This is a genomic window from Pseudarthrobacter cellobiosi (assembly GCF_023913815.1).
Taxonomy (GTDB): Bacteria; Actinomycetota; Actinomycetes; order Actinomycetales; family Micrococcaceae; genus Arthrobacter; species Arthrobacter cellobiosi.
In genome coordinates, this window is sequence record NZ_JAMXBK010000021.1 from 125,124 (window position 1) to 146,842 (window position 21,719).

Annotated in this window: 24 protein-coding genes and 1 pseudogene; 5 read left to right on the plus strand and 20 right to left on the minus strand. The window is 55.0% G+C overall.

Translation table 11 applies throughout. The features are described from left to right. Positions 1–46: 46 nt before the first annotated feature. Positions 47–1,231, minus strand: coding sequence for a DNA-processing protein DprA (gene dprA, locus NG701_RS07365; protein WP_252565839.1), 1,185 nt, complete (start codon positions 1,229–1,231; stop codon positions 47–49). Between the two features lie 13 nt (positions 1,232–1,244). Further along, positions 1,245–1,856: pseudogene (locus tag NG701_RS07370) on the minus strand (ATP-binding protein); the annotation flags it as partial. Between the two features lie 48 nt (positions 1,857–1,904). Here NG701_RS07370 and NG701_RS07375 point away from each other — a divergent pair. Both NG701_RS07375 and NG701_RS21140 read left to right on the plus strand, forming a co-directional pair. Beyond that, positions 1,905–2,501: an HNH endonuclease gene (locus NG701_RS07375; protein WP_252565843.1), complete on the plus strand. Its 597-nt coding sequence runs from the start codon at positions 1,905–1,907 to the stop codon at positions 2,499–2,501. Then, complete coding sequence (locus NG701_RS21140; RefSeq protein ID WP_252565846.1) at positions 2,498–3,928, plus strand: recombinase family protein; 1,431 nt, start codon at positions 2,498–2,500, stop codon at positions 3,926–3,928. The genes NG701_RS07375 and NG701_RS21140 overlap by 4 nt, the downstream gene beginning before the upstream one ends. On the opposite strand, the gene NG701_RS07385 is transcribed toward NG701_RS21140, so the two are convergent. Then, positions 3,929–4,564, minus strand: a complete 636-nt coding sequence (locus tag NG701_RS07385; protein ID WP_252565848.1) for a hypothetical protein — start codon at positions 4,562–4,564, stop codon at positions 3,929–3,931. A gap of 372 nt (positions 4,565–4,936) precedes the next feature. Here NG701_RS07385 and NG701_RS07390 point away from each other — a divergent pair, with 372 nt between their 5' ends. The 3 genes from NG701_RS07390 to NG701_RS07400 are packed head-to-tail and all read left to right on the plus strand — an operon-like array spanning position 4,937 to position 7,607. Further along, on the plus strand, positions 4,937–5,176 hold the full coding sequence (locus NG701_RS07390; RefSeq protein ID WP_252565851.1) for a hypothetical protein: 240 nt from the start codon (positions 4,937–4,939) through the stop codon (positions 5,174–5,176). Continuing rightward, positions 5,169–5,348: a hypothetical protein gene (locus NG701_RS07395; protein WP_252565854.1), complete on the plus strand. Its 180-nt coding sequence runs from the start codon at positions 5,169–5,171 to the stop codon at positions 5,346–5,348. Before NG701_RS07390 ends, NG701_RS07395 begins: the two co-directional genes overlap by 8 nt. Positions 5,349–5,381: 33 nt before the next feature. After that, a complete protein-coding gene (locus NG701_RS07400) occupies positions 5,382–7,607 on the plus strand; it encodes a type IV secretory system conjugative DNA transfer family protein (protein ID WP_252565857.1) in 2,226 nt (741 codons plus the stop codon). Here NG701_RS07400 and NG701_RS07405 read toward each other — a convergent pair. The 17 genes from NG701_RS07405 to NG701_RS07485 form a co-directional block, all read right to left on the minus strand. Continuing rightward, complete coding sequence (locus NG701_RS07405; protein ID WP_252565860.1) at positions 7,604–7,942, minus strand: histone-like nucleoid-structuring protein Lsr2; 339 nt, start codon at positions 7,940–7,942, stop codon at positions 7,604–7,606. The genes NG701_RS07400 and NG701_RS07405 overlap by 4 nt on opposite strands. Positions 7,943–8,052: 110 nt before the next feature. Beyond that, entirely contained in the window at positions 8,053–8,259 is a 207-nt protein-coding gene (locus NG701_RS07410) for a hypothetical protein (protein ID WP_252565863.1), read from the minus strand. Between the two features lie 2 nt (positions 8,260–8,261). Continuing rightward, positions 8,262–9,152 (minus strand): peptidoglycan recognition protein family protein, encoded by an 891-nt coding sequence (locus tag NG701_RS07415; protein ID WP_252565865.1) that lies wholly within the window; start codon positions 9,150–9,152, stop codon positions 8,262–8,264. Between the two features lie 644 nt (positions 9,153–9,796). Further along, entirely contained in the window at positions 9,797–10,105 is a 309-nt protein-coding gene (locus NG701_RS07420; protein ID WP_252565868.1) for a hypothetical protein, read from the minus strand. Between the two features lie 10 nt (positions 10,106–10,115). Further along, positions 10,116–11,078, minus strand: a complete 963-nt coding sequence (locus NG701_RS07425) for a hypothetical protein (RefSeq protein ID WP_252565871.1) — start codon at positions 11,076–11,078, stop codon at positions 10,116–10,118. After that, positions 11,071–11,517, minus strand: a complete 447-nt coding sequence (locus tag NG701_RS07430) for a hypothetical protein (RefSeq protein WP_252565874.1) — start codon at positions 11,515–11,517, stop codon at positions 11,071–11,073. The genes NG701_RS07425 and NG701_RS07430 overlap by 8 nt, the downstream gene beginning before the upstream one ends. A gap of 35 nt (positions 11,518–11,552) precedes the next feature. Further along, positions 11,553–13,952 carry a phage tail protein gene (locus NG701_RS07435; protein ID WP_252565876.1) on the minus strand — a complete coding sequence of 800 codons (2,400 nt, stop codon included), beginning with the start codon at positions 13,950–13,952 and terminating at the stop codon, positions 11,553–11,555. A 135-nt stretch (positions 13,953–14,087) separates the two neighbouring features. Continuing rightward, positions 14,088–14,492, minus strand: coding sequence for a hypothetical protein (locus NG701_RS07440; protein ID WP_252565879.1), 405 nt, complete (start codon positions 14,490–14,492; stop codon positions 14,088–14,090). 38 nt (positions 14,493–14,530) lie between these two features. Next, positions 14,531–15,295 carry a phage distal tail protein gene (locus tag NG701_RS07445; RefSeq protein WP_252565882.1) on the minus strand — a complete coding sequence of 255 codons (765 nt, stop codon included), beginning with the start codon at positions 15,293–15,295 and terminating at the stop codon, positions 14,531–14,533. Beyond that, the gene (locus NG701_RS07450) at positions 15,292–16,809 is read right to left on the minus strand and encodes a phage tail tape measure protein (RefSeq protein WP_252565885.1); all 1,518 of its coding nucleotides are present in this window, start codon (positions 16,807–16,809) and stop codon (positions 15,292–15,294) included. Before NG701_RS07450 ends, NG701_RS07445 begins: the two co-directional genes overlap by 4 nt. Positions 16,810–16,982: 173 nt before the next feature. After that, positions 16,983–17,420, minus strand: a complete 438-nt coding sequence (locus tag NG701_RS07455; RefSeq protein ID WP_252565888.1) for a hypothetical protein — start codon at positions 17,418–17,420, stop codon at positions 16,983–16,985. Between the two features lie 63 nt (positions 17,421–17,483). Then, positions 17,484–18,446, minus strand: coding sequence for a phage tail tube protein (locus tag NG701_RS07460; protein WP_252565891.1), 963 nt, complete (start codon positions 18,444–18,446; stop codon positions 17,484–17,486). 200 nt (positions 18,447–18,646) lie between these two features. After that, on the minus strand, positions 18,647–19,153 hold the full coding sequence (locus NG701_RS07465; RefSeq protein ID WP_252565893.1) for a hypothetical protein: 507 nt from the start codon (positions 19,151–19,153) through the stop codon (positions 18,647–18,649). Continuing rightward, positions 19,146–19,598 (minus strand): hypothetical protein, encoded by a 453-nt coding sequence (locus NG701_RS07470; RefSeq protein ID WP_252565896.1) that lies wholly within the window; start codon positions 19,596–19,598, stop codon positions 19,146–19,148. Before NG701_RS07470 ends, NG701_RS07465 begins: the two co-directional genes overlap by 8 nt. Beyond that, positions 19,598–20,503 carry a phage protein Gp36 family protein gene (locus NG701_RS07475; RefSeq protein ID WP_252565899.1) on the minus strand — a complete coding sequence of 302 codons (906 nt, stop codon included), beginning with the start codon at positions 20,501–20,503 and terminating at the stop codon, positions 19,598–19,600. Before NG701_RS07475 ends, NG701_RS07470 begins: the two co-directional genes overlap by 1 nt. Before the next feature lie 82 nt (positions 20,504–20,585). Next, a complete protein-coding gene (locus NG701_RS07480; RefSeq protein WP_252565901.1) occupies positions 20,586–20,792 on the minus strand; it encodes a hypothetical protein in 207 nt (68 codons plus the stop codon). 18 nt (positions 20,793–20,810) lie between these two features. Next, entirely contained in the window at positions 20,811–21,704 is an 894-nt protein-coding gene (locus tag NG701_RS07485; protein ID WP_252565904.1) for a Mu-like prophage major head subunit gpT family protein, read from the minus strand. Between the last annotated feature and the right edge of the window lie 15 nt (positions 21,705–21,719).

Below are 21,719 nucleotides of genomic sequence, written 5' to 3' on the forward strand. Positions count from 1 at the left end.
CAACTGTCCCAGAACTCCGCGGGAATCCCGTCCCGGACACAGGCAACTACGCTAATTCCTTGGCCCGTTTCCAGCCTCCCCTTTCTGAAGCTGCGAGCCCCAGCAGGCCTAGCCTGCCCAACCCGGCCCGCACGGAGTCCGCACTGAGGCCGGCAACTGCGCAGAGCTTGTCCACGGACGTGGTGGACCGCAGCGGCAGGGCGTCAAGAAGGATCAGATCCTCCAAGGTCAGTCCGTCATGGTCGGCCGCATGCGCTGTCCCGGGCGCCGCAAGCCCCACGCCGCTTGGGGAGGCCAGTTCGGCGATCTCCGCCGCGTCAGTCACGCAGACAGCCCCGCCATCCCGGAGCAGCCGGTGGCAGCCGGCGGAGTTGGCGCTGTTCACGGACCCCGGCACAGCTCCCACCGCCCGGCCAAGCGTCTCCGCGTGGTGGGCCGTGTTCAGCGCACCGGACCGCCAGCGCGCTTCCACCACCACCGTCACAGCGGCCAAGGCCGCGATCAGCCTGTTCCGCTGGAGAAAGCGGTAGCGGGTGGGCGCCGACCCCGGCGGCACCTCTGCGAGCACCGCTCCCTGGTTGCAGACCGCCCGCAGGAGATCCTCGTTGCCGGACGGGTAGAACCGGTCCACACCACCAGCCATCACCGCGATGGTAGGCACCGCCGCTGATCCCCCGGCCAGTGCTGCCCGGTGCGCGTGGGCGTCGATGCCGTACGCGCCCCCGGAAACCACGGTGAAGCCCCGCTGAGCCAGGGAGTAGGCGAGGTCCCCGGTCACCGAGGCGCCGTAGCTGGTGCTGTCGCGGGACCCCACCAGCGCCACGCTCCGGGCCGGACCGGGAAGCTCCTGTTCCAGGCCCCGCCACCACAGACAGATGGGCTCCTGCATCCCAAGGTCCCCGAGCTGGGCAGGCCAGAGATCATCCGACGGGATAATCAGCCGGCCGCCAAGGCGTGCCATGGTGGCCAGGTCACGCTCGGGCGCCAGATCCGGAATGCGGGGAGCCCAGCGTTTGAGGGAGGCAGCCATCCCCGCCCAGCTGGTTCCGGCGCCGTTGTCCGCCAGCAGTCCGCTGATCTCCCGCTCCAGTGCCGGGCCGGCGGCCGCCTGGCCCGTGGCGATTTTCAAGGCGTCGGGTGCGCCGGTGGCCTGTACGAGGGCCAGCCCGGCCGCGTCCTGCGGTTCCATGAGCCGCGACAGGGCGGCCCGGACGATCCGTTCGTTGTCCATGTGGTTTCTTCCTTCACGCAGCTGCCGAGGCAGCCTGCCGGAGGCCAAGGGCCTGGCCGATGTCGTTGGTGTCGGGCACGTCGCGGTGCGACAGGTCCGCCAGGGTCCAGGCCAGCCGGAGAACCCTGTCATAACCCCTGGCGGTCAGCACGCCCCGTTCCAGTGAGTGGTCCAGGATCCGCGTGGCGCCGGCCGGCAACCGCAGGGCGCCGCGCAGAATCCGGCCGGGCACCTGCGAGTTCGTTTCCATTCCCAGCGGCTGCAGCCGTTCGGCCTGCCGCCGGCGTGCGTCGCCGACCCTCCGTGCCACGGCCGCTGTGTCTTCTTCGGCGCCCGCCTGGCCGAAGTCGGCCAGTGACACGCGCTCCACCTGAAGCTGGATATCCACCCGGTCCAGCAGCGGACCGGACATCCTGGCCACGTAGCGGCGCCGCATCATAGGCGTACACGTGCAGTCCAGGCCCTTTCCCGAAGCCTTGCCGCACGGACAGGGATTGGCGGCAAGGACCAGCTGGAACCGGGCAGGGTAGGCCGCCGTTCCTGCCGAGCGGTGAATGACCAGCTCCCCGCTCTCCAGGGGCTGGCGAAGGGCGTCCAGGACGCGCCGTTCGTATTCCGGGGCCTCAGCACGAACTCCCCAAGCACACCCCACTCAAAGACAAGAAACCGCCCCATGCAGGCAAGCGATGGGACGGCATCACAATTGTATCACTATTCATTCTTCTGTATACTTATGCACAGAAAGCAGGCAAGCAATCAAATGAAAAGGATAAAGCTCAGCGGAATACGCGGAGATGGAAAGTACGCCATCGTCGATGATGACGTGGCGCAGCAAACAGACGTCGCATCGTACAAGTGGCATGTCGGAACTAATGGTTACGTCCAGAGATATAAGTACGTCGGACAGAAGAATGGGCGCAGCAACTACACGCCGCTCTTGCTGCATAGGCACATCATGTCCGCCACACCAGGTACGGAGATCGATCATGCCAACGGCGATCCGCTCGATAACAGACGATCAAATCTAAGATTCTGCAGTCGGCAGCAGAACATACGAAACCGGACCGTCGCCAATAAGACTGGCTACAAGGGGATCTACTGGAGGAAGCAGAGCCAAGAGTACGTCGCTCGACTGACTATAGACGGCAGATCTCTCCACACAGGTATGAGCAATGATCCAGAAGCAGCGGCACTCATGTACGACGTTGCTGCCATTCAGCTGTTCGACGAGTTCGCACAGCTCAACATCATCGGTAGGCAGCAGCCGTGAGGTTCGCTATTTACGGTCGCATATCAAGAGACAGAGTCGGGGCGGGCCTTGGAGTTGAACGACAGGTAACGGACTGTCGCGACCTAGTATCCGGCTTGAAGGGCGAAGTGGTAGCAATTTTTAGAGATGACGACATTTCGGCATACTCGGGGAAGCACCGCCCTGGCTACGAGTCACTTCTACAGGCCATCAAGAACGGCGATGTCGACGCTGTGGCGGTGTGGCATCAGGACCGTCTTCTTCGCCGAACGATTGACCTCGAGAACTACATCGAAGTCTGCCAGCCGCTGAATGTCGCGACCTACACGGTCAAAGCAGGTCAGCTTGATCTCACGACACCAGCGGGCCGGGCCGTCGCTAAGACCCTCGCTGCCTGGGCCTCGTATGAAGTCGAAACATCAACGGACCGAGTCAAGGCGGCGAAGCTCCAGGCCGCCAGAGCTGGCAAGCCTTCGGGTGGAAACCGCGCCTATGGCTACGAGCAAAACGGCATGGTCATCATCGAGCGTGAGTGCGCAGTAGTCCGTGAGTCGATCGAGCGCTTCATTGCTGGCCATTCCTGGAACGAAATCGCCCTCGACTTCAACGCACGATCTATCCCGACAGCCAAGGGCAACAAGTGGTCAGCTATCAACGTCCGCAACGTCGCTGTCCGCCCTCGCAATATTTCTATCCGCGTTCATAACGACAGCGAGTACCCGGCTCAGTGGCCAGCGCTCGTCTCGCAGGACACTTGGGATGACCTGCAACTCGCCATCATGAAAGGCCAAGCAATCTATGGCAAACGGTCGTACGCCCGCAAGCACCTTCTCAGCGGCTTCGTCTTCTGCGGGCTCTGCGACTCTCGTATGAAGATCATCAATGCGCAACAGCGAGACGGTAGTTACTCCCCCGCCTTTTCTTGTCGAAAGAAGGACCACCGCGGTCAAGTGGTCGGATGCGGAAAAGTGAAGCGCAAGAAGGACCCTGTAGAGGATCTCATCGTTGACTGCATCATGTACCGCTTGGACACGCCTGACCTTGCCGCGTTGCTGGCAAGTAGTAAAAATGACACCACTGAACTCAAGGCACTCATGCGCGATCATGAGACTCAGAGCCTTCGTCTACAGGAAATCTTGAATCTGTACTCAACCGGCGATATCACCTTTGACGAGTACAAGATCGCCAAAGTCGCCGCCGCGGCACGGCTGCAGGCTCTAGGACGCGAGCTGGACCAGAAGTCGACCCGCAACACCCTCGGCCAAGTTCCAGCCGGCCAAAGCGTTCGTGAAGCTTGGGACCGGGCAGATCTCGCCTGGAGACGCCAACTAGTGGATACCTTGATTGACAAGATACTGATTCACCCGAAACAGCTAGGCGATGGCAAAGCTCGCTACAAGCAGTGGATCTTCAACCCTGACCGTGTTGAGATTCGCTGGACGTCCTAGCTATGACAAATCACGCACCTCGGCTGCCTTGAGCTCATCGATAAGCACGTTCACTTCGCGCCGTAAGGTGTCTTGATCGGCCAGCGTCGTCATGAGCGTGTCCAGCAGAATTTTCTGACTTGACGAATCCATTGGCGGACTACCGTAGGTGGCAGCGCGAGCCAAAGTATCTCTGGCCGATCTCACGCGCGAAATTAGGTTGTCATGCTTCTGCTTTAGCGGACCGATTTGACGAACGAGGTCAGTGCCCATCATCCACGGGGAGAAACCTGAACTATCAGTGGTTCGGTCCGCAAGCAGTTGCGCCAGCTGTTTGATTGCAATCCTTTCCCACCTCCGCAAAGTTGCCTCCGAGACGTCTGGAAAACCACCAGAATCCAGCAAGTTCGACCGGCGCAGCGTCAACGACTCTGCATAGACAGTCATTGCTAAGGCTGCCCTGAGAGCTACCGCGTACTTGCCCTCCCCCAAAGCCCAGCATTCAGCCTTGACTCGGTCAGTGGCGTGATTCCAGTTATCAGTCCCCGTTGCTTTCATGATGTTGGGGGCAAATCTTCCGACGCGAGCAGGGTGCAACCCTTCGTCCTGGATCAGTTCCTGGAGTTCAGTTTCGATCTTTTCAACCAGTGTGACCATGACGATAGTCTACCTGCCATGTCTCTGTAAGGTCGATGCAACCTCACAACGCTTGGTCGATGCAATGTGCTTGCAATCTCTCTGCAATGTCTGCTAGTTTGAGTCCACAACTTCAAGGCAGTTTGGGAACTAAATAGAGAGAACTCACATGGTGCGAGTAACACCTGATGAAGTTGGACAAGCGCTCTACCACCTTCTGAAGTACGGCAAGGGATTGGAGCAGCTCCAAGAAGAACTCCAAGAAGAAGTCGCCCCGTACGTCGAACGCCGCACACAGGTTCAGCGAGTGATACGGGCGCTTCCTAACGGCACGGTAGAAGTAATCGAACAGATAACAACCGACGAACGACTGTACTGAAAGCGAGAATCACCGTGGGCAATGGATTTGGAACATTTGTATTTGCCGTAGTTTTCATGGGCGTCATGCTCGGCGGCATCATTTTCTGCTACTGGGCACTGACCTCCAAGCGCGGACAGCGCCTTGATCGCAAGCAGCACATGAAACACGCTATCCGCCAGGGCATGCGCGACGCAGAGATTGAAGACGGGCTCTTTGAAGAGGCCATCCGCGAAGTAGCGGATAAAGAGATGCGCAAGCGGGGCCGTGCGTAAGGTCTGGGAAGCGGTTGCACTTTTTATCGTTGTCATCGTCCTCATCGGAATCGTCAGCGAAGCCATCGCCCCCTACATGCCCATCATCGGCATCGTCTCAGCAGGATTGATCCTGCTTTCCGTTTTGATTCTCTTATTCAGACTGGTATACGCCAGACGCAAGTTCTGGTAGAAAAAGCCACGTTGTGCCAAAGTAAAACTAGGCATGACGTGGCTTTTTCTTTACGTATCACTTGTTCCGCTTCTATCAGCAGGAGTGTCGCTACTAAAGATGGCTAGTCAAACAGAACTCGATCAGACGCGTAAGACCTACCTCATAGCCTTCCCCGCTGAGCTGAAGACGCCCGAGCTGTTGAACTGGCTGCGACAAGTCAGCGGGTCACTATACAAGACGTCACTACTTACAATGCCGACTATTGTTCTTGAAACGTGGGCCAACGACCGCGAGATCATCCACCGGCTGTCGATGCCGAAACAGGATGCTGACTACATCATCGGTCAACTGCAGGGCTTGATTCCTGGTATCGGCGCAATCCCTGATGAAGAGCGACCCCTTATCGCCTGGGGAATTGCCACTGAGTTCCGTATCCGTAGGACTGACCACCCGCTTGTCGTCAAGGACAGCTTCAGTATGTCCACCTCTATGTTGCTCACCCTCGGTCAGCTTAAAAAGAACGAGTCAGCTATCTTCCAGTGGGTCATAGCGCCGTCTACTCCCCCGCGCACGATTGCACCGCAGCCGACGCTGGTTGATGCACTGCTTGGTTCTAAGCCGCCTTCTAGTGAGCAGATAGCACTACTCAAGGCCAAGCTCGATGAACCCAACTTTGTCGGATCATTCAGAATCGCTGTCAACGCTCCAACCAAGCGGCGAAGCCAACATCTGCTTGCACTGTTCTTCCGTCCGCTGTCTAGTACCGGCCGCTTTGCGCCCGCCTTCAACTTCAACAAGCGTGCCCTGGCTGAGTCCGTCAGCTATGCCTCAACGCCGTGGCAGTTTGGCTGTCAGGTATCAGCGAGTGAGCTCGTGTCCTTCATGACGTGGCCTCTAGGTTCGCCACTCATCGCAGGGCTGCCGAGCGGGGCGACAAGACACCTGCCACCAAATGAAGCTATCCCCCGCGCGGGGCGCATCCTTGGCCTGTCTACCTATCCAGGAACCGAGCGCCCTATAGCGATGAGTCCCAAAGCTGGGGCCACGCACGTTTTTGTCGGAGGGGCTACATCTGTTGGCAAGACGACTCTGATGGCGAATATGGCGAAGCAGGACATGGAAGCCGGCCACGGTCTGATAGTCCTCGAAGCTAAAGGTGATCTTTTCTACGACGTGCTGGACTACGTACCCCACAACCGCTTGGACGATGTGGTCATCATCGACTTCAGCAACGGCCTCTATCCCGTCGGTTTCAACCTGCTAGACCAGGGCAACCCAAGGACGGTCATTGATGAGCTGGTGGAGCTGTTCCAGTTCAAGTACAAGGACAACGGCGTCTGGTTCCGCGAGCTGATGTTCCACGGCCTCATGACACTCGCCACCGTGAAGGGGCTGACGTTTAATGACTTGTCGCCTCTCATCTCACCAAAGGACGCTGCGGAAAAGGCCTGGGCGGACGGGATTATGAAGGGCGTCAAAGACAGGGAGCTGGTCAAGTTCTGGCAGCGCTGGAATCAGCTCAAGGAAAGCGAACGCGTTCAGCATGCAGGAGTAGTCGAGAACCGTATCTGGCAGATCATTGGCCGAGTAGAACCGCGCTACTTGTTCGGGCAAAGCATCTCGTCGTTCCAGGCAGAAGACATCATCCGTCAGAACAAGATCCTGCTCGTGAACTTGGCTGGTGTGCCGAAGGAATCAGCGGAGATCGTCGGAACCCTGCTGTTCAACGCCATATGGGAGGCCGCCCAGCGGGTGCCGGTAGAGAAAGAGAACTACGTCTATCTCGATGAATTCCAGATGTTTGCCGACATCCCTATGGGCTTTGATGACGTCTTGGCGCTGGCTCGTAAATTCAAGCTGGGCATGGTGCTGGCCACGCAGTACGTCGAGCGCTTGCCGCAAAACCTGTCTCAGGCCATCAAGGCGAACGCCAGGACCAAGATTATCTTCCAGACCAACGCCGAAGGTGCGAACATCTGGCAGCACGAGTTCGGGTCTAGGGCTGTAGATAAGTCGGACATCACGAACCTCAAGGCCTACCAGGCAATCGCTCGTATCAACACTGACAGCGGTATCAGCTCACCAGTAACGATCAAGACGTTGCCACCAGCGAAAAAGGCCGGCACTGCTAAAGCAGCTACCCTGCGCTCCAACGATAAGTACGGACGGCGTGTCTCTGACATCGAGCGTCAGGAGACAGAACGACGAATGGCCGCTACGACACCGAAGGCGCAGCGACCAAACATCGGTATAACACCGTGGGGACGAGACTCTTAGTGAGCTGCCTTTTCATACGCATCTATCACAGACTGAGCCACGCGCCCGCGAGCGTTTACTTCATGTCCATTCTGAGATGCCCAGGATCGCACTTTGGTCAAGTACTCCTTGTTGCTCTTAGGAGCTGATGATGAAGCGCTACGTTCGCGAGGAAGTCGGGCAGTTTCCTTGGAAGCAACGTCGATGTACTTGCCGAGGAAGTCTTCGAGTTCCTTGACGTTCTTCTCGCTCAGATCAATCTCATATTGGTCTTTACCCCAGGAGAATGTGTAGGAGGATGCGTTGTCCGAGCCATCAAGGTCATCGGTAATTTTCGTGATCGTAGTCTTTGCCATGTAATAACACTACACACAAAAGCCCTAAGTCGATGCTTAGGGCTTTGAAGTCGGTACTTAGTCGTTTTCGAAGCTAGCGAGCCATGCGCGGCTTCTGACAGCCTCACAGGCTATATATTCGGCGTATCTTGGCTCAGGAACGTCTTCTGTACGAACACAAGCGCCGCGTTGATGAAGACAGTCATCGGACCGAACAGCTCAGGATCGTTAGTCGTTGCTGTGATGATGTAGGCCAGGACTGCTGATGCAGCTGACCATGCCGCAGCCTTCAAAGTTTTGCCTACGTTGGTGTTCCAAAATTGTGACGATGGTTTCATGTCTATGCTCCTAGGTTAAATATTCGTTTGATAGCTGCCCATATTTGCTTGAGCAGGTTGTTGTTCTCTCTGGCTAGAACTAGCGCTTCATCCTTGGCTGCTTGGGCAGCGGCGTCGGCAACAGAAGATGCACGGTCCCGCTCTGCACGTTCAGCATCCAGTCGTGCTTGTTCTTCAGCAGCTTTCTTAGCCGCATCCAAGGCCGCTTGAGAAGCCTGAGCCTTGCGTACCTTTAGATCCGCGTACTCATTGGAGTTTCGGAGTTCATTCTTGATGCGTTCGATGTCGAATCCGCTACCTAGGTACGTATCCATACCGCCTTGGTCGTAAGTCCGCTCAAGCACTTCTAGGTAAGCAGCAGCAATCTGAGCAGCCGTTACCTTTGGAGTCGGTGCCGTAACTGTTCCGCCCTTCCCCCAATCAGTCGCGTGGGAGAACTTGTTGCGAGCTTCCCTGTCGAGCCGGCCAAGGTCGTACGGAGTACAGCGGGTGTTGACGTACTTGTTGTGCGCGACAAGAGGCAGATCACCATAGGCAGAACGAATGTCAGCGATCAGTTCAGCGATGACATCGAAGTCTGCATCACTCTGGGCGGGATCACATTCGATCGAGATCGTATAGGGGTTGCCGGGACCAGTTGCCCAGGAGTTGTGCGTTGGATCTACGAGGCAAGCCACGCGGCGTCCGCTGCCAGTAGCGACGTAGTGCGCTGACAGTCCTCCTGGTTTGAGGAATCCCCCGACGACCCCTTCAAAGGTTGCGCCGCTATTGGGTGCGTTCCACCAGTGAATAGCTATCTCTTTGATTTGCCTATTTACTCCCCAAGACTGCGCCGTCTGGTTCGCTGGTGTGAAGTTGGGACTATCCCATTGCGTTAGATATTGGTAGCTCATTCATGATGTCTCCGTTTATGGTTGCTGTGGTGCCTCTCTTAGATCGACTGGTTCTGGGCACTTGTCCCCGACATGCAATTCATAGAGGTCTTTGTATTGATCGTCAGTCTCATCCGCATACTTCCACGCCACGTACTGGGCATCGACGGTAGTAGTTGAACGGATGACGCAAGATATAACTGGGGATCGGCCGGCTTGCCCTGGAAGGCCAGCTTGCCCGTTTGAACCATCAGAACCGTCAGCCCCTATGCACTGATTAGCGGCGCAGTAAGCAATAATCTGAGCTTGTATATGTGCATCAGTCAAGGCGGGCGCGTCCTGCCCGTTAGTACCGTCAGCTCCACGGCACGTGGTGTCTTGGCAGTATCTCGTCACTGCGGCGTAGACAGTCTCAAAGCTTGGCCTTGCGCCCTCACATACGCCCGTCTCAGCACAGTATTTTACGACTGCTAGTTGAACTTCCTGAGCTGTTGGCCGATCGCCTTTATCACCCTTCTCACCTTTGGTAGGAGAGCCCGGGGTAATGCCGACGACTGGCTGTTTCCGCTCAATGAGCTGGTTGGTGAAGAAGACGTTGCCGCCAACTATCAGCAGGACGAGCACGATGACGGCAGCTCGTATCACTCCGCTTTTGGACAAGAACTTCATAGTGACTTCACTCCGTTGATGAGGAGTTGGTAGAGCGTCGCCAGGAACATGACGCCCATACCGCCGGCAACCCACCAGAAGAACTTGCGGATGGTTTCATGCGGAGCAAGACGGATCTCAAGCCGGTCATTGCTCACGTAGTTCTTCTTGATCTCAACGGTGTTCGCGCGAATGGATGCCCCGACATCTTTGAGTAGCTGCTTGATCTCAACGTTGTCCTCAAGGGTGCGCTTCTGGTACATCTCCAGATGCTCGGCCACTCGTTCGAGCTCGTGGCGTTTGACCGTTGAATCGCTATCCCCCATGGTTCATCGCCTATTCAAGCTCCACTGATAACGAATTGATGCTTGGTGAAACGAATATCGTGCCCGCCGTTCCTGCGGTCGCTGATAATGCCGCAGAGTAAGTCTTCGACGTAGTGACGGGTGTTTGATGAATAATGTTCGTCATGTTCGCCGCATACCCACCTGTTGGGATGGTCTGCGAGGCCATACCAAGATGCGTTGCGCCGTCATAGACAGAGAGCTTGTTCGTGCCTGTCGCAGTGTTGTAGGCCGATGGAAGCGCAGCCGTTAGCTTAACGGTTCTTCCTGCGGGGACTTTTGCGTAGACGATGAGGCCCGTAATTTGGACTGGTGTCGTACTGGCGGTGGTGAAGTCTCCAACCGCCTGTGCATAGGCGATAAGCTTCTGACCTGGCTTAGGGCATATAAGGTCGCCGAGTGATGTGGAGACATTAATGGCGATGCTTGATATGACTGGTGCGACGGCCCCAACTTGGCCTACATTGACGCTAGTTACCGTACTACCGTTAGTCACCACGATCGCCAACCAAACTGAGTTAGCTGGCAACGAAGGTGAAGCAGCGTTGTTCGTGACTTCGCTATAGGCAACCGTGCCCGCATTATTGACACTGACATACGTGTCTTTGCTCGCGGTGAATGTCCTGGAAGAAATCAGGCTGACGGGAACGCGCAGCCCACCGATATACACAACACCGACTGTCATCGCGGCAGCCAGTCCTGAGGTTGCGGACCAGACAAGACCGGACGCAACGAAGTTGCCCAGGCTCTCGCTCATACGCGTCTCAGGGTTGGCGTTGATATCCATGACTGATGCGGGGAAGGTGCCTGCAGGAACACTTGCGGCGACTGCAGGGGCCAGGCCAGCAACTGTGACTTTCTTCGTGACCGACGCGGATATGTCCACGAGGGGAACGACGTCGGTCGCATCGGCTGTTACTAACGCGGGTAAATCGCTTACTTTTTTATCAGCCAAGGTATACCTCCATTCCTAAAGCTTTTTCAATAGACCAGCCATAGACGTAGTACCTCTGACGAACCGTGCTCGGCTTTGCACCGACAGTGCGAATCCACCGAGCTAGCGTCTTCTTCTCGCCATTGATCTCCACGATTTTGTTGCTCGATCTGTTGGAGCACTGCTCTTCGCGGGTGGTCCATCGGCAGTTATCTTTGCTATAGCCTTCATCGTTGTCGATACGGTCCAGGCTCAGCTCGTCGCTATATCCATCCGACATGTCCACGTAGAAACCTTCGAAACTGTTCCACGCTGGAGTGAATCTAATTCCCCTACCCCCGTAGTTTTCGTACTGAGTCGCTTTGGGGTTAGTGCAGCGTGTCTTCATATTCGACCAGATGCGATATATGCGAGACTTATAGAGTCTGCGCAGGTCTATTTCGTTTTTATCTTCGGCCATACATTTCTAAATCCTTTATATTCCTTAATTTAACATCAAACAGGCGCAGTTGGAAGGTTTTGATATTGTTCGCCTTGCAACTCGTCACTTATCTCTTCGATTCTTTCGTGTTGTGCTTGCAGAACGTCGCCGACTTCGAGCGTCACGGCTGTCGGCGTATAGGACAGGCTGACAATTTGTAGCAACAGGTCATCCACGAAGTTTCCGTAGTTAGCAAACCCGACGACTTGCCCTTCCCTGATCGATTCAAGGTCATACCTGGCCGAGCTGATCGTTATTGGCGTGGTATAGATAGGATTCTTGAATCGATTGATCAGCTTCATGGCTTTGCGCTGCATGGCCGCTGCATCAGTGAACCGCCGATCGACGATTCGATGCAGACCCACTCCCCACTGCGCGATGCTGGCAGCGTCTTCGTACTTCTTGAAGACAGGAACGCCGGCTACTTCCCCACCAATGAAGTAGACGCGGTTGATCAATTGCTCCTTAGAGCGTGTGAGATCAAGCGACTTAACGTGGTAGCCCTTCTTGAACATGTGGTGTGGTGTCGACGCTGTTGGTTGCATGTAGATGAAGTTGTCGGCCACGTCGCCGTACCAGTACCAACCATCAGGTGACTGCTCATAGACGCGCTCAACGGCCTCGAGTTTCGTACTGAGCTCAAACTTGAAGGCCGCAGACACACCTGGGGCAGCTATCGAGTCAGTGCTGTATGTCATCACCTGAGGGTTGGAGTCCAGGACGCTCTTCAGCGTTGTTTGGAGCGGCTGAGATGAGTAGTTGACCGTCGTCGTCTCGCCACTACGTACCAACTCGTTTGATAAGGCCAGACCGTGTGATGCCAGTGTGACCATGACGCCGGTTTCCTCGGCATAGGTAGATCGGTAATCAAGAATCGTGCCGCTAAACACCCGGACGCCGCTCGGTGCTCCGGATGCCGCTAGCAGATATTCTCCGTCTTCCGTAGTCAGTGGTTCCCCTGCTTCAGTGACCAAGCGTTGGAACTCTCCATAGTGGACATAGACATCCACCTTGTAATTGATATCCACATCAGTGCCTTCACCGACTGAGTTGTTCGTTTCGTAGGTAACGGTCAACCTATCTCCGTCTTCCGTGGTGATCGGCTCGCCGGCCTCCGTCGTCAGATTCGCGCGGACTTCTTTTGTCGTGTTCGGGGAGCGAGCAAGGATGATCGTCGTCGTCGTTCCTGGAGTGTTGATCTTGCGCGTGAACTTCAGGTTGTCCCGCACGTCAGTCCAGATCCCGATGAACGTGCCGGTTGATGTGTAAACCTTGTAGACGTAAACCTTCTCGTCTTCCTTACCGATAGCTTCCCAGTCAGTCGGAGGTGGAGGTGGAGGTGGCAGCTGCGTTAGGACCGGGGCATAGACGGATGCGGTTGAGTCGATGAACGTACCGCCAGATAAGTACATGGTGTTAATTGCGCTGTAGACCGTCGAGGTGCTGTCGATGAAATTAGGCGACATAGTGGACACGCCTGGAGTCAGTGTGGGTTGGAAGACTGATGCGGTCGAGTCGATGAAATCCCACGTGGGCAGCGGTGGCGCAAGGAAGTTCCAACCGCTGTTATTGCCGTTGTTGACTCCGCCTATGTTGTTCCAGGTTGCTCCACCGCTCGCCGCCGAGTCTTGAAGGTGGAGATAGTAAGCATCTACCGTGCCGCTAGTCTTGCGTAGAACGTGCTGCAAACCGACAGATGATGACTTTATAGTGATAGGCGCAGCAGCCGTGCCATTGGCGATGAAGTTGGTTATCGTCTGAGTCGTTGCTGACATGCCGCCGACGGTCGAGATTAGTGTTGAGCCGGGGTACAACTTCAAGGTGTTGAATGTATGAGATGTTGTGACGGTCGTCGTACCGTATATTTCTAGGGTTCCGACATCCTCGTAGTTTAGATTTAGTACCCCCGTACCTGTCATGATGAAGGTTGCACTATTGGAGTATATGTTTGTGCCGGTATAGTCAATGACGGTGATTCCACTACCTGTTAGCGTCACGACAGAAGTTCCAAAGAATATATTTAGAGCCCGGTAGAAGCTAATAGCTGCTACGGTAATCGGATAATTATTCGTAAAAAGCGAACCGCTATAAATTCCGGATACAATACCGAAATTTAATGAATTTGCAGCGAATGCGTCGTTGAGTTCGAGTGTGGCGGAATTGCCGAGTGTGACTGAAGTGTTTAGTGTTGCGCTGCTTCGAGTAAACAGACAGTTGGTGGATCTGATTAGAAGCGGCGTAGTCATCGTAAGCAGTGAAGATAGGGTGACATTTCCATACACAACAAGATCCACTGATCCTGCTATTGTCATGCTGTCGTTCAGACTACTGGCATTCAAGTGACGTATCGTACTGAAGGCATTAACCGTTACCGTAAATCCGTTGCCGGAGAAACTACTCGCATCAAAGAACACGTCATCAGTACTCGTCGGGACGCTCGCACCGCCAGCACCGCCACTTGTCGTAGACCAATGCGCTGTGTCAGTCCAGTTCCCCGAACCTGAACCTCCAGATGGTACCCAGTAACGATTTGCCATCTAAGTCAGCACCTACAACTTAAAGATGCCGCTAGCGTTCCAGGCAGTGGCGATGTCACCACCGTTCGGCGTGATCGGGATGCCGCCGACGCCGCTATCGATGTAGCAGATCAAGCGCGAAGTGGTGGCTGTTCCTGTGTCTTTGTAGAGAACTATGGCTTCAACAGAAGCACCCGTGACTGCTGGGAACGTAACGTCTGCCGCGTCGGCTACTCCGTTCGCGATGGTCTTGCCGGCAAGGTTGGTACTGGTGGCGACTCGTGCTCCAGCGGCGATGTCACTGAGGTACTGGTTAGTGCTGAGGCTGGGCGTATAGAGACCAGTATCAACAAGCACAGCCTTTATGTTGTCTGAGTTCCAGAGGATCTGTCCTGAGAGAAATCCTTCTCGTGCCTTATCAAAAAGTGAATTCGCCATATGTAGTTTTTCCTATTTAATTCTGTCTTTAATGTAACTTACAACCATCGTCTTGTGTAGCTGCTCGTTATCGTAATGCTGCGGGTAGTGAAATCATCGAGATACCCTAGTCCCCCGTCGCCAGGTTCGAAGCTGAGTAACTGACCGGTGAAATCTGATGCGGCTCCGTTGACTAAAACGAGGCCCTTCAACGCGTCGACCTCAAGGACATCGCCGGCTACCCAGGTTCGTGTCACTGCTATCGAGCGAAGCGTTGCCGCGTTAGAGAGGGTGATCGTCTTGCTCGTACCTCCAGTTATCACGCCCACTGTCACTTTGATGTACGGATCAGCTTTGTACGAGCCGCCCACGCTCAGCGAGACGGTCGTGTTAGATGTCGTGTTGGCAGCGCTAGAGATAAGTGTCGTCGCTTGAAGATCCCAGCCCATGCCATCAGGTGACAAGAACTCAATCGAGAACCCGACGCTCGTGATGCCACGGTTGCTGATGATGTTGTTCTGGACCGACGCGAGGTAGCGACGGATGCCGCCCGCGTAGGCCACATCAAAGCCCTGGTTCTTTTTCGACATCGCTAGCTTGAACGCATCGAGCGTCTGCTCCAGCTCTAGCTGTGTAGCTTTGCGGATGAGCCCCTCAACTTTGAATGCCTTCTTCTGGAACTTCTGTTGGACGATGAGTGCACCGTCGCGCTCTGCCAGTTCATCGGCCTGGATGTTGTTTGTCGGCGCTGAATAGACATCAGTACCAGTAACAGTGACGCCGTTCGCCTGCATGTTGAAGTCGCCGTAGCTGACGCCGATCATGAGGCCATTCCAAACTTGGCCAGGCGCTGTGTCTTGTCGAGGCGATTAAAGAACTCCTGGACGGCCTCCGCGGACTGGAATGTAAAGTTGCCGTTCAAGATGTTCGTGACGCCTCCTGAGCCGTCTGAAGCAAGCTCATTGCGTGTTCTGTAGGCAGGAGTGACTTGGGAACCACGTGGCATGTTGACGATCTCCGGACCGTTCTCACCAACGAGTGTTGATCCACCAGGTGAGTAGGCCGTACCCGATGCATTGCCGCGTGCAGCGATGTTGTTTAGGACTCTTTGCGCGGCCGCTTTCCGTTCAGCTGATGCTGGGCTGTTGAGAACGCTGTATGCAGTTGCCTTGTCTTTGGCATCTTGAGATGCAAGGTTTGCCTTGGCAGCGGTCGCTTCATTGACTGCATTGCGAGCCTTGACTGCGGCGTCATAGACGAGAAAGAGTGCGCCGGCAGCAGCGGCCACGGCGATGGCTGGCATAGCGAGCGGCGATGCGACGAGTGCAGCTAGGCCGGTCATGCCAGTACCGACTGCACCAATTGCAGCAATGGACGCAAACTTGAATAGGGCGAACACGGGACCAAGACCCGCGACAGCAAGAGCTAGGGTTCCTACTACTGTCGTCAGTCCGACCACAGCAGTTGTGCCGATAACCAGTCCCGCGGCGAGTTGTGGATTCTGTGAAACCCAGTCGGCAATTGAGGTGATGATTGGTGTCATCGTCTGAAGCAGAGACAAGAGGGCCGGTTGGAGTGCCATGCCAATCTTCTGATTCAAGATTTCCGTCTGTGCCGCCCAGACCGCTTGCTTACCTGCAGCACTATCAGCCAGCTTGGCTGCGTCTCCAGATTGAGCGTTCGTCTCTTTGAGGATGCCGTTGAAAAGCGCCTGGCGTATGCCGACGTCGGTCGTTGCCTTTGAAAGATCCTGGGCGCTGTAGCCGGCCTCCGTCAGCATGTTGCTGAGGTTCTTCGTCACGCCAGCGTTGTCTACCAGGATGCTGTTGCCGTTCTTGATACCTTCCGTCGCACTTGACACTGCTTGACCGAAGCTCAGGGCACTTTGTCGGCCGAAGGCTGCGCTGTCCTTAAAACGCTTCATCAAAGTCGTTGCCTGGTCGAGACTGAACCCAGACGCCAATAGGTTCTTGAGGCCTATCGCCGCGTCGGTGACTGTCATGAGCCCGTCTTTGGCAAGAGACTGCGCTGCCTGCTCTGCTCTTCCCGCGTCGTGGCCAAAGGCTGTTGCGACACTGTTCAAGCCGGTCAATGCGGCTTGATACTTGTTGGCCGAACTGATGCTGCGGTCCATCATGCCGATGAGACTGTAGGTAGCGACGCCAGCGGTAGCAGTCACGCCTGCGAGTGCGCCCATATGATCATTCAGGCTATTGATTGACTTGGCACTGGCTTCTGATTTCCTGCCGGCACCGTCGATGTTATCCCCAACATCCTTAATCACCTTAGAGGCATTGTCTTGGGCTTTGATGAGGATAGATATTGTATTGGATGCCATGAAGTTGTGTGTTTAAGTGCCGCCGCTTCTTTCTGTCTCTAATTTATCACGGTCACTATCTAACGACCATATGTAAAAAGCGCGCTCTATTTCTGCCCATGGCGTTTCATTCGCTGCCTGAATATAGCTTTGGTTCAGACGCTCTATGTAGCGGAAAAGCATGATCTCCCGAACTACTGCGTCGGGGACTCCGGAACTGATTCCTCTGACGATGTAGTTTCGGTAGTGTTCTGCTCGCTCGTCTGCAAGGCGCTCTCCATCACTGCCTTGCGTAAATCTTTTGGGTCCAGATCAAACCCCATGATGTCGGCGTAGAGCTTGTCGTTGACGGCGATACTGGCGTCGATGTCCTCATCCGCCATGTCCACCAACTCAAACTTAGAGCCGTTGAAAGCCTTTATCTTGCCGCTAATGAAGTGATCTTTGACCATTTTTGTCTGCCACTCCACCTGCTCGCGCTGCTTCATCGTTGAGAAGTCCGCCTCAGTGACGGCCATGTTGTCTGCGTAAGTAGCTGGCTGCACGTAGGCGTAGCACTCATCGCCCCACTCTTCGCTGAGCCCAGCTAGTGATGATTTCTTTACTGCCGCATATCGCTTAACTTCGGTCATAGATGCTCCAATTAAATAACTGCCCCTAGTTAAACATGGGGCAGCATTTCAGTAAAGGATGAACTAAGCAGCGACGTAAGAAGCGCGTGAGTTCTTCAGGACCGGAACATTTGAAGCACCAACCGCGGTGTCGTATTCGCAGAAGTACTGGATCGTCGCGGTCACGACATCGTTCTTGTCACGAGACTGTTCAAGCTCGCGGTAGCGGACCTTAGTGGCTGTGATCTCAAGGCCGTCGTTGCCGTTGACCATAGAGATGCGCAGGGCCTTGACGGTGTTTGCCAGGAAGGCTTCCTCGTACTCGGTGGACTTCAGACGGACCACGAACTCACCGTTCGCTTTGTAGCTGCCACGGTCGAACTCAACTTCATCCATCGTGCCAAGCGGGCTGACAGCTTCAGATGGACGCTCAGACATGAACTTGACGCTCAGTGCACTGATTGCTGCGGCGGCACCGAGGGCGGCACTCGTATCTGCAATCTTGAGGGTGATGTGCTTACTCGTGAAAAGGTTTTGCGCCGTGTAGGCCACCGTCTCACTGGAAGTAACACCGACTCGCGCCTTGACTGCAGCCGAGAAGTTCACGTAGCCGTTCTGCTCTGCCGTGATCTCCAAGGTTTCGAACACACCATAGCCGTGACGTTGCGACTGCAACGGGCTCGAAATCGATAGGCTGACCGTTGTCGGGATGCTTGATTGCTTGACGCTGAAGGTGTGAGGGTAGACGCCGGCCACCGCTGCGCCAGTCGTGACCGCTCCGTAGTGCCCCAGGAAGAAGAAGCCCATGTCGACTGCACTGATCTTGCCGCCTAGCGTTCCTTCTGCCCAACGAGATGTAATGCCGCTGTCGCTAATCTCATCCACGACACCCATAGCGCTGTCGTCTTCAACAACGTTTGTCTTTGGTTGAAGATCGTTTGTATCCCATCGTAGGAACGTTTGTGGAGCGACGGTCACACCAGGAGTGGCTTCGATGCCAATTCCTACGCCTACTCGTCTGCCTATATGTTGATCAGCTGTTGCCATTACCTACCTCTATTTCTTGATTAGTTATATCTTTAGCGACTAGGGCCTCGACGTCCGCCAGGTCTGTTGCCTCTATCGTCCGAAGGATCGACGGGACAAAGAAGTATTGAATGGATGCATTCACCGCTTTAGTCTTAATATGCTTTGCTAACTTGTTTCCCATGTCTTTAATCTAAAACAATTGACAAGTATTTAAAAGCCTATGATGCAACTGGAATATCAACTGGATAGCTGATACTGAAGGTCACGTGGCCTTCGGCTGTAAGGTCAGCAAGGCCCTCACCAGATACACGTGGGTTAATCCCGTACTCCACGTTCATGGTTCCGGCAATGGCCGTGATGCCGTCTAACGCCATGGTGCGTACTGCGCCCTTGACGGTTCGCAGCAGATAGGTCCCTGTCGTCTGGTCACGCTCAGCGACGAAGTTCCTGATCTTGCGCTCGGTCATGTTGAGCGGATTGACCTTGTCATTGTCGAAGTCGTCCCGTTTGTTGAGAATGATCTTGACGGTCAGAGTGTCTTCCACTTCATCCTGCTGCCAGGAGTCTTGAGTAGTGGTGTCACTGGTCTGCGTCACCACAATGGCCGGAAGATTGAAGACGGGAATCGCTTCAGGATCACCGTCGTAGTAGGTCTTGAACGTGTCCCCAAACGTGGCCTTCATGAGGTGCAGGATGCGCTGGACGTTGTCTTCGTACTTAGACATCGGCGGCCTTCATCTTTCCGCTGATGTCCTCAGCTACGAAGCCGACGATCGAACGTTCGCGCTTCTCATCGACGTGCATCATCACGCGCTCTGGCACTCCCCTGCCTTCTTGGTGGTAATCGAAGTACTTGGCTTCGTTCCAGAGGCTGGCGGTTAGTTTCGTTGACTTGTGCTTGAAGGATCGGTTCATAAGACCAGACCGGATGAGGGGTGGCCGGCCTGGAAAGGTTCGCGCCTTGAACGCCGCGTAGTTGTCGTTGAGAGCTGGCCAGGGCTTGCCGAACACCTGTCCGCGTGAAGCAAAGACTTCACCGGAGAAGAATCTTGTGAGATAGCGCCCTGTCTCATCCATGGAGTCGCTGAGATCGAGGACCGAGACACCAAACTTCCGCAGTTTGGCTACGAGCTCTTTGTCACCCTGGATGACCAGCTTGAGTCCGGACATTAGAAGCGATCGCTCATTCTAAAGAACCTCGGTGCATCGTCATCTGGATCACCGGGGAAGCCGCTGACTGACTCTGACGTTGAGAGGGCGGTGCCGGCGTCATCGGTGAGGACGGAAGCGCCTAGCTTGTAGGCATCGATAGCTGCCCTGGCATCTTTAAGTTTCTGTCGATTACCCGAGGTATCGCCGTAGGCATTGACCTGGAGCAGCGCAGCTGCCAGTTGGATCGTCAGCGTTCGAACGATCCCGGGGACCGGGCTAAAGGGCACGGTATACACGCCACTCAGCGAGGCGTTAATCTCCGTCTCCGCTGCTCGACGCTGTTGCTCGACGGTGGAGTCCTTAAGGTTGAGCGCGTTCTCAAAACCAGCTTCGACGCGGATCTCTGACAAGCTCGCGTAGTGGGCGAAGTCGTCTCCGCGGAAAGCATCGAAGGCGGTAAGTGGCGTCTCTTCTAATGTCGAGGTATTGAAGTAGGTGTAGCGATACCAGAAGTCACTAGAGCCGGTTGGGTCCTTGTAGTAAGTCGAGATTTGGTCTGGATCGATGGCGCGCGTCGTTAGGACAGCGAATTGGCCATCAGCTGGTACGGTCCCATTAGCGTTCGGTGCGCGGTGGATTCGGACCGAGTCACCAAGTGCGGCTGTGACTGGCTCATAGCGCGTGTGTGGCAGTTTTAGGGCTTGAGTAAGGTTGATAGTCGTTTCATCACCAACTGTGCTGACGACGGCCTTCTCAACGCCTTCGCGTGATAGCTGCCCGACATACAACACTTGGCCGACCACAATGCCTTGGGTACTTTTCAGCTTCAGGACCAACGGAGCGGCGACGTAATCGGCGCTTAGCTCACTGCGTTCGACAATGTTTATTTCGTTGAATGAATCTACTCGGATTGTTGTTGCCATATATGTCCCTATTTAAACACCACGCGGCAACAATTAAAAGAGCGCCCGGTTTGGACGCTCTCATTTGTGTTTAGGCAATCAGCTATTTTGGCTTGTTGCCTGAGTCTTTTGATTCGCTTTTAGACGCAGGTGCCTGGACTTTCGTGACGCTTAGGACGCCATCAGCCTTGATAGCTTCAAGCTGCTCGTCCGTAAGCTCGCCTTCAAAGCCATAAACCTTGTTCACGACGATGCCAGCACGAACGCGCTGCTCGTAGGGGAACTCTCGTGGAAGGGTGACGCTATACATAGGTCAGTACTGCTCTTCCTAAGAAGAGACAGCTCCTACGATCAATTGGTGGTTGCCGTAGCCGACGTTGTGACGAGCGCGTGTGCCCCAAGTGAAGATGTCCTTGTCGAACGCCCGGTCGCTGTTTAGGTCAGTTTTCGCTAGCAATGAGATTGCGATACGGATCTGAACGATGAACGGAAGCAAGCCCTGGCTGAGATCGGCCACAGCCCATTTCTTAGATGTTCCGAGGTGAGGCAGAACGACTACTTCGTAGCGTTGGTAGTTAGGGTTGTCCACAGCGATACCGCCGTCATTAATGGTTTTCGAGTTGACCAGTTTGTTGGCAGCAGCTGCGAGCTCAGGACCACAGATGATCGCTGTGCCCATGTAGCCAAGGTATTCACCGCGGTCGTCTACTTGCTTGTTGAGCAAGAGCTCAGCGGCAGCGACGTTCGTAGCGTTCAAGTCTTTCGCAGTACCAAGGTAGTTGCTACCAGTGGTGTGATCAACGTCGAAGAAGTTCTGGCCGTCGTAGATGAGTGTGCTGTCTGCTAGATCGAAAGCCTTGGCTGTAAGGACTGTGTAGTGCTTAGCAGCTTTGGTGGCTAGGCCGGTGACAGCGAGCATGATCTGGCCAGTGTTGTCGTCTTCGATGACATCACGGTCTACGTCGAGGGTTGATTCCCATTTCTTGTTGCTGATCTCATAGTTGAAGCCAGACAGTGTGCCAGGGATGCGCTCAGACTTGAACTCACGGAGTCCAGGTACGGTGCCAAGGAACGAATACTTCTCGCTCAAGCTCTTACTGTTGATAGGCATGGCAATTTTCTTCCAAAGATCAGCTGTTGGCGCTGCTTCGAATCGTTTTTGCCATGTGACCCTGATGTTCGTATCAAGGGCTTCTAGCAGTTCTCGTGTGATTACAGACATTTAAAATGTTTCCTT